The sequence below is a fragment of the Pseudomonas frederiksbergensis genome (genome assembly GCF_001874645.1).
In the GTDB taxonomy this organism is placed as follows: Bacteria; Pseudomonadota; Gammaproteobacteria; order Pseudomonadales; family Pseudomonadaceae; genus Aquipseudomonas; species Aquipseudomonas frederiksbergensis_B.
Genome location: NZ_CP017887.1, coordinates 213,736 through 225,924 on the forward strand (window position 1 = coordinate 213,736; position 12,189 = coordinate 225,924).

Genomic DNA, 12,189 nt, shown 5'->3' on the forward strand with positions numbered 1-12,189 from the left:
CTGAGCGTTCGAATGCATCGGCCAGCGTTGCTGGTCGATGCCCTTTTACGTGTTGCCAATCACCTCACTCGTTCACATAAGGATCGGATCAATGCGCCAAAGGGATTTGAAGTTCACCTTCTCCGTACTCTCCGGCCGAATAGAGTTCGAGGTGGTGGAGTTCACGTTGGAGGAAGCCCTGTGTGAGCCTTACCGGCTGACACTGGAACTGGCCAGTGACAACGCCAACATCAAATTTGAAGACGTCCTTGATCAACCCGCGCTGCTCACGATCTGGCAGGGAACCACAGCGGTGCGTCATGTTCATGGACTGGTTTCCAGCTTTACCCAGGGCACGACCGGGTTCCGTCGTACACGCTATCGGGTCGTGGTTGAGCCGCAACTCGCTCGCTTGAACTTGAGTTCAGACTGGCGGATTTTTCAACAAAAGAGCGTGCCCGAGATCCTCAAGTCGGTGCTCAACGAGCATGGCGTCCTCGACTATCAAGCCCGTATCAACATCCCGCACCTGCCACGCGAACACTGCGTCCAGGCGGGAGACACCGACCTCTACCTGTTCGATCGGCTGTCTGCCGAAGAAGGCCTGTTCTATTTCTTCAAGCATGACGCGACCACCCATACGCTGATCCAAAGCGACAAGTTGTATGTCCAGGAACGTATCCAGGGCGGTCCCGTGCTGTACACCACACAACCCGCGGCTGATGCCATCCAGCCGGTGCTCTACGCCTTCAGCTACACCGAAAACGTGCGCACCGTCGAACAAACCCAGCGCGACTACACCTTCAAGCGCCCCACGTTCGACCAACAGCAACACACGGTCGGCGAAGACCTCGAACGCCAGGCCCCGCACTACGAGCGCTATGACTATCCAGGGCGCTACAAGGGCAGTGCCGCAGGCAAACCCTTCACCCAGGATCGCCTGCGCGGGCATCGTCGGGATGTCCAGGTCGCGATGGTCGAAGGTGACGATCCGCGTTTGATTCCCGGAATGTCCTTTCAACTTACCGGCCACCCACGCAACGATTTCAATCGCTGGTGGCGCTCAGTGCGTATTACCCACAAGGGTGTACAGCACACCAGCCAGCAAGAAGAGTCCGCCGACACCAACATGGGTGTGAGTTACGACTTCAGTGCCCAGATCATCCCCGATCATGTGGAGTGGCGCCCCGCGCCGCTGCCCAAGCCACGCATGGATGGTCCGCAGATCGCCAGCGTGGTCGGCCCCGAGGGCGAGGAAATCCACACCGACGAATACGGCCGGGTCAAAGTGCAATTTCCTTGGGATCGGGAAGGCAAGAACAACGACTTCAGCTCCTGCTGGATTCGCGTGTCGCAAAATTGGGCGGGTGCGCAATGGGGTCATATGGCAATCCCGCGTATTGGCCAGGAAGTCATCGTCGACTACCTCGACGGTGATTGTGACCAGCCGATCATCACCGGCCGCACCTACCGTGCGACCCACATGCCGCCGTACCAACTCCCGAATCACAAAACCCTCAACACCATCAAAAGCAAGGAACACAAGGGCGCACGCGCCAACGAACTGCGCATTGACGACACTACCCAGCAGATCAGCGCAGCCTTGATGAGCGATCACGGCAGCACCGCCTTGCACCTGGGTTACCTGACACACCCGCGCCCCGATGGCGGCGCGCCACGTGGTGAAGGTTTCGAGTTACGCACGGACGAACACGGCGCCGTGCGCGCGGCCAAAGGGTTGCTGCTCAGCACCGAAGAGCAACTGAACGCCAATGGTGGGCACCTAAACCGCGCAACGGTTGTTCAGGTGCTGGAAGCGGCGTTACAACTGGCCAAGGGGCTGGGTGACTACGCGGCGGACAACCAGGGCGTCGGCCATGATACCGAGCCACAAAAAGACCTCAGTGAAGCGGTCCGAGACCTGGGGCACGGCGCCAACGATGAGCCGGACAAGACCAACGGCGGCAAACCGGCGATTGCCCTGAGTGGCCAGGCCGGCGTAGCACTGGCATCGCCCAACAGCATTACGCTGGCGGCGGGCGAGCATATCGACAGCGTAGCCCAAGAGAACCAGCAACTAACCTCAGGGCAAAAGTTCGTGGTCAACGCCGGCACCGACCTTGGGCTGTTCGCCCAAAGTGGCGAGATGCGCCACATCACCCACCAAGGGCTGATGCTGTTGCAAGCGCAGAAGAACAACATCCGCCTGGAGGCGGATCAGAGTGTGGAAGTCAGCGCGAGCAACCAGCATGTGCTGGTGTCGGCCAAAGAGCACATCACGCTGATGTGTGGCGGGGCATACATCACCATCAAGGGCGGCAATATCGAACTGGGCATGCCCGGCAACCTGATCGTCAAAGCGGCCAAACACAGCCTGCTCGGTGCCACCAGCCTGGAAGCGGAACTGCCCAAATTCAAAGTCGGCGATACCCAGCGACGCTTTATGCTCAAGCAGATTGACGGGACGTCGGCGATGCCCAACATGCAGTACAAAATCACCCTGTCCAGTGGCGAAGTGGTCGAAGGAGTGACTGATGCTCAGGGCGCCACGCAGTTGTTGCAGAAAGATGTGATGAGCATTGCCAATGTGGCCATGCTCAAGCCGCCCTCCCCCGCAGCCGCGGGTGTCGCGGCAGGCGGTGCGGGGGCTGCTGCCAGTGTTGCCAGTGCCGATGATGATGCGGAGGAAATTGTGCAGTTCTTTGAATTCAAGGATGACAAAGGTGGACCCGCGCCGCACCACTTCAAGGTGATGTCCGCCGGTGAAGTCGTGGCCGAGGGTTCCGGTGAGCGCACGCCGGAATTCCCTGCTGACATGGAACTGGAGCTGGAGTCATGGCCGGTAAAGGAGAAACAAAATGCCTGATCTCATCACGCCACAGATGCGCAAGCTCGCGGCCATCGGATACGGCGAAGCCTCGACGGACAATAACCCGCAGGAAGTCCGCGCCATATGCTTTACGGTGACCAACCGTATGCGCGCGTGGGGGCTGGCCGACGTCGCCAGCCTGCTCAAGGAGGCAGGGGACAGTTACGTCGTTGCAATGCAGGGCAACAATGTCCGTTACAACCAACTGATGGCGGCTTCGGAAGCGGCCATCAATGCCGATCCGAACATGCGCTCGGCAGTGGAGAGTGCGCGGGATGCTCTCGCCCAGCGCGGCAATGATCCCTCCAATGGCGCTTACTGGTGGGATGGCATCGATATCAAGAAGTCGACCAACCCCCGACACTCATCTGGGTTCCACTACGGTTCCCCTTCGCACAACATCTTCGGTGTTGCGCAAGTCTCGAAGCCGGAGAAAATCACCTATTGGACGCAGTTCAACAAAAAGACCAACACAATGGTAAATACCCGCGAGCGGGGTCGTTATAACCACATATACCGGTCCACCGCCGCCATCGGCAAAACGATCTTCTGGACCACCAATCCGGAATACATCAAGGCAACCGGCGCCAAGGAATATCGATGAGCAAACTCACCCGTTGTCTGAGCCTGTTTCTCGGCGCGAGCCTGCCCTTTCTGGCGCAGGCATCCCCGGTACAGTTCACCGATTACCGTGCGTTTTATCAGTCGCTGGGCGACAACCTGTTTGCCGGACCCGGCAGAGAGCTGGCCAAGCCCTGCGCGGAATCGCCACGGCATTGCCTGTGGGTCAACGCCATGCGCCCGGCGTTTGAACGTTTTGAGGATGCGCAGTGGAGCGCGCCCGACGAACTGAAGCTCGACCCGCCCAAAGGCACACCCGTAATTGTCTTTGACGGAGAGGCCCTGACGGTCGGCAAACAACGCTGGCCACTGCGCGACGCGGTCAACTTCGCCTCGCCGCAATGGCCCGTCGGTGATCCCATCGACCCGGAAAACGTGGCGACCGCCACGGCCTGGCGCCAAGGTGCCTCAACGTGCCTGGAGTTGCAGTACGTCAGCAGTGGCTACGGTGATCGCTACCCCCTGGTGTTGCTGGTACACGGCCAGCATCTATACGCGTTACCGCGACTGTTCGCCTCTTGCTCGGCCATTCGCAAGGCGCCCGGCAATCAGTTCAGCTATCCGGAAAACGCCTACCTGGGGGCGGAGCTGGAAAACAATCCGACCGGGCTGAAAGTGGATTACCGGGTACCCAATACTAAAAACCCGGTGGCGCAGTACCTGTTGCACTTCCCGAATCAGGGCGATCCCTTCGTATTTGAGGCGCAGCGCCAATAGGCATCAGCGGGCGAATCCGTCATGACCTTGCCACGTGCAAGGGGCATCACCTGAGGGGAACAAAATGAAGATCCGAGACTCACTACGTCTGCTCATCACGACACCAGCCGACCTGCGTCGGGTAGCAGCCGCCAACCCGGACAGGCGCTCGACCCCATGCGTCGAGACCAATGGGGTAATTTTCAAGGAGGAAATGCGCGATGACTGACGCTGCCCAGCCGAAAAAAATCTGTTCCAGCCAATCGATCACCATGCCCAGCGGTGGCGACATCCACCTGATTCCACCTCCACCGAAGCCCTGTGTGACGATTCTCGTGCACGGCGTCAACGACCTGGCGGGTTGCTACGCACGTATTGAGCAGGGTCTGTGCGAGGGGCTGAACGAACGCCTCGATATGCCACGTACCTTCCCCAACGGCGCGAACAACCCGGGATACCTGTTGCCGGCCAGCTACACTGCTCCCGCCGATGATGACGGCGAAGCCAAGAATCCTGATGCCGTGTACTTCCGCCGCAAGGCCGGAGCATCCAGCAACGGCTGCCAGCCACGCAGCGTGGTGGTGCCGTTCTATTGGGGGTTTCGCGAGGAAGAAGCGTTCATTCAGAAAACCGAAGCGCACGGTCAGTGGCTGGACCGCAATGGCAACCGGCTCGACAAAGCAGGCACCAAGGAAGGCGGCATGTTCGCCAATGCCACCACCAACCTGCCGGACATGTGGGGCGATGGATTCAACGGCATGTTGTTCGGCTTCATTTCCATGGACTTGCTCGGTGGCTCCCCCAGCCATCCGTTGTTAACCAGCCCCAACCGTCGTTACATGGTGCTCGCCGCCATGCGTTTGGCCATGCTGATCAAAATCATCCGCAAACGTTATCCGAACGACACCATCAATGTGGTGGGCCACAGCCAAGGAACCATGGTGACCCTGCTGGCCCATGCCTACCTCAAGGAGGACGGCGTATCACCTGTGGATGCCTTCGTCATGTTGAACTCACCCTACAGCCTGTTCCAACCTTCTTTAGAAAAGGGTCAAGACTGGCTTGGGCAACAGACGACGGGGGCACGGATTGCCACCCTCAAGGGCATATTGCAGTTCATTGCCAACAGCCCCAATCGAGTGCCTGCCTTATCGAGTGTCGCCCTCAAAAACTGTCAAGGATACGGGGCTATCAGCGGTCCAGGCTGGACCGGGAATGCATCGTCTGTCACCGCCATCAAAGGGCAACAAGTCACCTTCGAGGAACGAGACAATCGTGGCTGCACCTACCTCTACTTCACCCCCCAGGACCAGGTTGTTGGCCTGCGCAACGTCCAGGGAATCGGTTGGCAGGGGATCGGGGAGACCGTTGATAAACACGCTGCTCGTACCGAACTGCCACTGCGCTTTTACCAACGCATCTTTACCCTGCGTAAACGCAATGGCCAGAAGGAAAAAATTGGCCTGCACGTCCCGCCCTACGTGTACCCCTTGCAACTCTCAGGCGAGCAAACCTGGGAAGACACTGGCATGAACTGGTTCGGCCGAGGCGTTAAAAATGCTTCGTTTGACGTTAATCAAGGCGTGATGTTAACGGCACCTCTATTGCCGGTGCCCGCTGAGGCCAGCTTCTCCAACATAGCCCCGCCGGTCGAGCCCGGTGAAGACTCAAAAAGTGGGGTGTATATAGTCAATGAACCGCTAGACCCCATCGATGCCTCCATTGCCATGAGCCGTGGCGGCTGGAAAGGCGATGACCCCAAACAGGTTCGCGTGGACATTCTGGATGCGCAAAATACGCTCAAGTATGGGCGCACCAATCTTGATGTCGAAAACGCGCTGAACGAAGGTAAAGAGACCGCCCAAAAGACCCATGTATTTTCAGTTCGCACGCTCGACGATGGCACGGTTCGAATCACTCGCGGCGAAACGCCCTACGAGGCGCGATTGCGTCATCAAGGTACAGACTTTCAGGAGCCGATGTCTTTTCACTCGGGCATTCCAAACAATCCGGAACACAGCCGCCAAGTGCTGGCGTATGACGTGGCGGTGGGAGCCGGAGAGAGCGTAGATGATCCGGCTTTTTATGCGTATTTGTGCCGGGTGGCGGATTGGCGGTTGGATTGGAAGAGGACTGATGGAGACATAACGGGCCAAGATGAAGATGACTTCGAACGTCCAGACGAAGAGGTTGAGCAACTCTATCTTCAAGATGAGCATAGGGCTCTGATCGACTCCACAGTGGGGTATCGAAAATCCGGTGCCCTGCCGGACGTCGTAATGAGCCCTCTGCCTTCTTTGGTAGCAACACAGACCTTCGGTGGCCAAAAGCTCGGTAAACCCATCCGTTTCGGGGGGGAAATCTAATGCGCTGCATACTCCCTTACTTGTCTATTACCGGCTTGCTGCTAAGCAGCCATTTAGTTCTGGCGGCAGAATCCTCTCTGGCATCCGCCCGTTGCTTTGCCACACCAGCCACCCCGGTGACTGCTTATACCTCGACCAAAAAGGCCTCTACTATGTCCGCTGACGCTCGTTATCATGCACCGTCCTCTTCGCCTCACCTGGAAACTCTGGACGTACTCAGCATTGGTATGAGCCTCGATGTATTTCGTCAGGGACAAATCTGGCAGACACTGCAAGAACAAAGTGCGTATCAACTGGAGGCGCTGCATCTGGGTAGTATCCTGCCCATGGATCCGAAGAAATATCCGATCACCTCCGATGACAAAAATCTGGCTTATTCCAAGCGAAAGGCCGATGCCCTGGAGTTGGGTTTACGGGTCTTTCTAGAAAAATGGCCAATTCCCACTATTACCGTAGTGCGTGACTGGAACTCCAATACGCCGAACTTACGCTTCACTCCTGAAAGAACTCGCGAAATGCTTACCAGTATGGTCGACAGCTTTCGCACTGACGCAGGGCTGCACTGGCATCGTATTCGTAACTTACAGGACGGAGTTGTCTGCAATGACACCCCCGAAGGCCTCATAGAAAACATCTTCAAACTGTTCGAACACAATCCTGATCTGCCTGCCGTGCTGGTTTACAACGTCGAAGGCATCAATATGGCAGGCGCTTTATCGAGTAGAGATACGTCTCTTAAATCACTCGGTGCTGTCGCTGGCCCACGCCAACCCGATAAACTCACCGACACCATGGTCGCCCTAGTCGTCGCCCGCCCCGAACGCGTCGAATGGCTGCGCTACTACGCCCCCTTCACCAAGGTCAACGAGAACAAAATCGACCCCGAATTCACCGGCTGGGGCTGGCGCAAACCGGCCGTCGAATTCCAACCCTCGGCGTTCATCCCCCAACCCTGGACCGAGCGCGCCTTTGAACAGTGGGACGCGTTGCCGGTACTGGCCAAGATCCATCGCCCCGTCACTGTCTCCCTGCAACGCCCGGACAATGGCGAACGCCTGAAGCGCGACGCTCTGAGCGCACAGCTGGCCATCGGTTGGAAAAAAGCCACTGACGGAGTCGCCCCGCCACCGGCCCGTGTGTTCTACGATGGTGGCTTGCACAGCGCGCCACTGGCCGAACTGGTCCCTGCCCTCGCCGTTGCCCACAGTTCCCTCGACCTGCTCGATTCCCGCGAAAGCTACGACCTCACCCAACGCCTGGGCGATACCGGCGCCGCTTCGCCCTTCGTTGGTATTGCCCTGGCCACCATGGCCAGCTACCAGAACGCCGACACCAGCGTGGTCATGCCCCTGCGTCGCCAGGACCAAGCAACGATCATCACCATCACCTCCCCGACACCTGGCAAGAAGCCGGTCGGCAACAAGTTCGGCATCAACCTGATGCCTCAAACCGCCAGCAGCAACCAAGCCCCACCCGCGCCCGTCACTACGAGCCCACCGCCGGTGCCTTCGTTGGCGGAGTTCGAGAACCACGATTACGCCATTGAGGAGTTCCTGGCCAGCCTGAAACCTAAAGCCGACTGGATGGATGATCTGTAAACCTCAGCCCAAGCACGACAACACCCGGACGGCAAACGCCGTCCTCCCAGAGCACACAGGACAGGCACAGCCATGGACATTATTCGACTTGGCGACTCCACCAGGAGGCTACGCAGGTGTTGCACAAGGATGCGATGAATGTGGGGCATGTGCAGATGAAACGCTTGAAAACACTGATGATCGCGGCCGCCGCCCTATCAGGTGCAGCGACGCTCGCCAAACTGGCGTACTCAGATCCCTCTCCTGAAAAAGGCCACCCATGACCGAAGCCGCTAGCATGCGCCCCCTCTGCTCCGCCAACTCCATCACCATGCCCGGTGGTGGTGACGTGCATCTGATCGCGCCGCCGCCCAAGCCCTGCGTGACCATCGTCGTGCATGGTGTCAACGATCTGGCCGGTTGCTACGAACGGATCGAAGCCGGGTTGTGCCAAGGACTGAACGAGCGCCTGGACCTATGGCCTAACTTACCCAATGGGATGGTAAACCCCGGCTATCTGAAACCGGCCCAATACACCTCTCCTAGCGATGATGGAGGCAAGGCACCCAACCCCGATGCCGTGTATTACCGGCGTAAATTCGGAGCATCCAGCACCGGTGGTGCAACCCGCAGCGTGGTCATTCCGTTTTACTGGGGCTTTCGCGAAGAGGAAGCACACATCAACAAGACCGAGCCTCATGGCGAGTGGTTGGACCGTAATAAAAACCGCCTGGATAAAGCCGGCACCATTGAGGGTGGCCAATTTGCCAATGCCACCACCAACCTGCCGGACATGTGGGGCAATGGTTTCAACGGAAAACTCTTTGGGTTTTTGCCCCTGGACTGGATTACTCGCCAACTGACCCACCCATTGTATTCGTCGCCAGGTCGCTACTATATGGTGCTGGCCGCCATGCGCCTGGCGATGCTGATCAAGATCATCCGTAAGCGTTATCCCAATGACACTATCAACGTAGTGGGTCACAGCCAGGGCACACTCATCAATCTGTTGGCCCATGCGTTCCTCAACGATGAAGGTATTGCCCCGGCCGATAGCGTGGTGATGATGAATTCGCCCTACAGCCTGATTGAGCCCTTTACCGAGAGATTTCAGAACAAGAATAGAAGCCAACAAACTACCGAGGCTCGAATTGCTACCCTGAGCGCGATCCTGCAGTTCATCGCCAAGAAGCCCAACCCCTACCCCGCGCTGTCCGGTATCGCCCTCAAGAACTGCCAGGGCTATGGCGCCATTGGTGGCCCCGGCTGGACCGGCAGCACGGCCTGTGAGGCACTCATTGATACGAAGAAAGTGGCCTTCGATGAACGTGATAACCGTGGCTGCATCTACCTGTATTTCACCCCTCAGGATCAAACCGTTGGGTTTGCCAACGTTCAGGGCATTGGCTGGCAAGGAATCAGCGACAAGCTCTACGGCCAGTCCTTGCGCACAACATGGCCACTGAGCTTTCACCAGCGGGTATTCACCCTGCGCAAACGGGATCATAAGAAGGAAGAAATCGGCGCCCATGTACCGCCCAGCGCTTACCCACTTTTGCTTAAAGGTGAGAAAACCTGGGAGGACTCACAACTGCCCTGGTCACAAAAAATCGGCCTCGTGCGAGCCGAACTCGAACCCGGAAGCCGCGTGATGCTCGCCGCACCGTTACTGCCCGTGCCTGTAGAAGCGGTCTTCACTACTGACGGCGACATTCAAAAAACAGGGGCAGACTCAAACAGTGGACTCTTTCAAATCAAGGAAAAACTAGCGCCCATCGACGCGGCCATCGCCGTAAGCAATAACGCCTGGGCCTACGACAGCGGCCAATACACTAAGCAAGAAGTGCTCGCCAGGGACGTCGCCTACAAGAATGGCCAAGACCTTACCAGCATCGAAAACGCCCGAAATGAAGGCAAAGACACAGCCCAATGCGCCCACGTCATTAGGGCTCGACCATTAGGCGATAACCAAGTGTTGATCACTCGCTCAGAAACGCCCTACGAAGCCCGCCTGCGTTTGCAGGAAAAGCATGAAGAACCGTTATCGTTTCACTCGGCTATTCCCAACAACCCCGAACATAGTCGACGAGTGATGGCCTATGACCTGGCGATTGGGTCTGGGGAGAGCGTGGATGATCCGGTTTTTTATGCGTATTTGTGTCGGGTGGCGGATTGGCGGTTGGATTGGAATAGATCTCATGAGAGCATATTCGCGCAGGCGGCGACTGAACTAGACCTTCCGGACGAAGATGTTCAAACACTCTTCCAGTCAGATAACAATCGGTCATTGATCGAGTCCACGGTGGAGTATCGCAAAACTGGCACGCTACCAACTGCCGTCGGGAGCAACATGCCCACTCTGGTAGCCTCACAAACCTTGGCTGAACGCGATGCTGGCAAACCGATCAATTTTGGAGGTGCAGCTTGATGCGTTCACTACTTTCCTGTCTGTCTCTGACAAGTTTGTTACTGGTCCAGTATTCAACTCAAGCTGCAGAGCCCCCTCTAACGCCCACTAGTTGTTTTACCAGCCCGGCAACCCCAGCAACTGTCCATCCTAAAGCCAAGAAGACCACTGATATGTCCGATAATACTCTCTACCGAGCACCAACCACTTCGCCGTATCTAGAAACCCTGGATGTGTTGAGTATTGGCGTGAGCTTGGACGTATTTCGTCAAGGACAAGTTTGGCAGACCTTGCAGGAGCAGAATGCAAGTCATCCAGACGCCCTGCATGCGAGCAGCATCCTGCCCATGGATCCAAAGCAATATCCACAATTAGCCGATGATAAAGATATGGCATGGACTAAGCGGATAGCCGATGCCCTGGAATTGGGGTTACGAGACTTCATGGAGAAATGGCCAATTCCCACCATCACCGTGGTGCGCGGATGGAAAGCCACCACACCGAACTTACGCTTCACTCCTGAAAGAACTCGCGAAATGCTTACCAGTATGGTGGATAGCTACCGCACTGACGCAGGGTTACACTGGCATCGTATTCGTAACATACAGGATGGCGTTGTTTGTAATGACACCCCCGAAGGCCTCATAGAAAACATCTTCCAGCTGTTCGAACACAACCCTGATCTTCCTGCCGTGCTGGTATACAACGTTGAAGGCATCAGTATGGCGGGGGCTTTATCGAGTAAAGACGTTTCTTTAACATCACTCGGTGCTGTCGCTGGCCCACGCCAACCCGATAAACTCACCGACACCATGGTCGCCCTAGTCGTCGCCCGTCCCGAACGCGTCGAATGGCTGCGCTACTACGCCCCCTTCACCAAGGTCAACGAGAACAAAATCGACCCCGAATTCACCGGCTGGGGCTGGCGCAAACCGGCCGTCGAATTCCAACCCTCGGCGTTCATCCCCCAACCCTGGACCGAGCGCGCCTTTGAACAGTGGGACGCGTTGCCGGTACTGGCCAAGATCCATCGCCCCGTCACCGTCTCCCTGCAACGCCCGGACAATGGCGAACGCCTGAAGCGCGACGCTCTGAGCGCACAGCTGGCCATCGGTTGGAAAAAAGCCACTGACGGAGTCGCCCCGCCACCGGCCCGTGTGTTCTACGATGGTGGCTTGCACAGCGCGCCACTGGCCGAACTGGTCCCTGCCCTCGCCGTTGCCCACAGTTCCCTCGACCTGCTCGATTCCCGCGAAAGCTACGACCTCACCCAACGCCTGGGCGATACCGGCGCCGCTTCGCCCTTCGTTGGTATTGCCCTGGCCACCATGGCCAGCTACCAGAACGCCGACACCAGCGTGGTCATGCCCCTGCGTCGCCAGGACCAAGCAACGATCATCACCATCACCTCCCCGACACCTGGCAAGAAGCCGGTCGGCAACAAGTTCGGCATCAACCTGATGCCTCAAACCGCCAGCAGCAACCAAGCCCCACCCGCGCCCGTCACTACGAGCCCACCGCCGGTGCCTTCGTTGGCGGAGTTCGAGAACCACGATTACGCCATTGAGGAGTTCCTGGCCAGCCTGAAACCTAAAGCCGACTGGATGGATGATCTGTAAACCTCAGCCCAAGCACGACAACACCCGGACGGCAAACGCCGTCCTCCCAGAGCAC

The 12,189-nt window shown here is 57.7% G+C and carries 9 protein-coding genes; all 9 read left to right on the top strand.

The features are described from left to right. Positions 1-91 precede the first annotated feature (91 nt). The 9 genes from BLL42_RS28510 (at position 92) to BLL42_RS28540 (ending at position 12,134) form a co-directional block, all read left to right on the top strand. Positions 92-2,845: a type VI secretion system Vgr family protein gene (locus BLL42_RS28510; RefSeq protein ID WP_071556043.1), complete on the top strand. Its 2,754-nt coding sequence runs from the start codon at positions 92-94 to the stop codon at positions 2,843-2,845. Next, positions 2,838-3,452 (top strand): hypothetical protein, encoded by a 615-nt coding sequence (locus tag BLL42_RS28515; RefSeq protein WP_071556044.1) that lies wholly within the window; start codon positions 2,838-2,840, stop codon positions 3,450-3,452. The genes BLL42_RS28510 and BLL42_RS28515 overlap by 8 nt, the downstream gene beginning before the upstream one ends. Continuing rightward, positions 3,449-4,186 carry a hypothetical protein gene (locus BLL42_RS28520; protein ID WP_071556045.1) on the top strand — a complete coding sequence of 246 codons (738 nt, stop codon included), beginning with the start codon at positions 3,449-3,451 and terminating at the stop codon, positions 4,184-4,186. Before BLL42_RS28515 ends, BLL42_RS28520 begins: the two co-directional genes overlap by 4 nt. A 64-nt stretch (positions 4,187-4,250) precedes the next feature. Further along, complete coding sequence (locus tag BLL42_RS30135; RefSeq protein ID WP_161492370.1) at positions 4,251-4,394, top strand: hypothetical protein; 144 nt, start codon at positions 4,251-4,253, stop codon at positions 4,392-4,394. After that, on the top strand, positions 4,387-6,531 hold the full coding sequence (locus tag BLL42_RS28525) for an alpha/beta fold hydrolase (protein WP_071556046.1): 2,145 nt from the start codon (positions 4,387-4,389) through the stop codon (positions 6,529-6,531). The genes BLL42_RS30135 and BLL42_RS28525 overlap by 8 nt, the downstream gene beginning before the upstream one ends. Next, positions 6,531-8,129 carry a type VI lipase adapter Tla3 domain-containing protein gene (locus tag BLL42_RS28530; protein ID WP_330220789.1) on the top strand — a complete coding sequence of 533 codons (1,599 nt, stop codon included), beginning with the start codon at positions 6,531-6,533 and terminating at the stop codon, positions 8,127-8,129. Before BLL42_RS28525 ends, BLL42_RS28530 begins: the two co-directional genes overlap by 1 nt. Positions 8,130-8,245: 116 nt before the next feature. Next, a complete protein-coding gene (locus BLL42_RS30140) occupies positions 8,246-8,392 on the top strand; it encodes a hypothetical protein (protein WP_161492371.1) in 147 nt (48 codons plus the stop codon). Beyond that, on the top strand, positions 8,389-10,536 hold the full coding sequence (locus BLL42_RS28535) for a T6SS effector phospholipase Tle3 domain-containing protein (protein ID WP_071556048.1): 2,148 nt from the start codon (positions 8,389-8,391) through the stop codon (positions 10,534-10,536). The genes BLL42_RS30140 and BLL42_RS28535 overlap by 4 nt, the downstream gene beginning before the upstream one ends. Next, complete coding sequence (locus tag BLL42_RS28540) at positions 10,536-12,134, top strand: type VI lipase adapter Tla3 domain-containing protein (RefSeq protein WP_129587043.1); 1,599 nt, start codon at positions 10,536-10,538, stop codon at positions 12,132-12,134. The genes BLL42_RS28535 and BLL42_RS28540 overlap by 1 nt, the downstream gene beginning before the upstream one ends. The last annotated feature ends 55 nt before the right edge of the window (positions 12,135-12,189 follow it).

What these genes read in the sequence shown, in the direction of transcription:
- BLL42_RS28510 (WP_071556043.1), top strand. Translation starts at nt 92, where the DNA reads ATGCGCCAAAGGGATTTGAAGTTCACCTTCTCCGTACTCTCCGGCCGA.
- BLL42_RS28515 (WP_071556044.1), top strand. Translation starts at nt 2,838, where the DNA reads ATGCCTGATCTCATCACGCCACAGATGCGCAAGCTCGCGGCCATCGGA.
- BLL42_RS28520 (WP_071556045.1), top strand. Translation starts at nt 3,449, where the DNA reads ATGAGCAAACTCACCCGTTGTCTGAGCCTGTTTCTCGGCGCGAGCCTG.
- BLL42_RS30135 (WP_161492370.1), top strand. Translation starts at nt 4,251, where the DNA reads ATGAAGATCCGAGACTCACTACGTCTGCTCATCACGACACCAGCCGAC.
- BLL42_RS28525 (WP_071556046.1), top strand. Translation starts at nt 4,387, where the DNA reads ATGACTGACGCTGCCCAGCCGAAAAAAATCTGTTCCAGCCAATCGATC.
- BLL42_RS28530 (WP_330220789.1), top strand. Translation starts at nt 6,531, where the DNA reads ATGCGCTGCATACTCCCTTACTTGTCTATTACCGGCTTGCTGCTAAGC.
- BLL42_RS28535 (WP_071556048.1), top strand. Translation starts at nt 8,389, where the DNA reads ATGACCGAAGCCGCTAGCATGCGCCCCCTCTGCTCCGCCAACTCCATC.
- BLL42_RS28540 (WP_129587043.1), top strand. Translation starts at nt 10,536, where the DNA reads ATGCGTTCACTACTTTCCTGTCTGTCTCTGACAAGTTTGTTACTGGTC.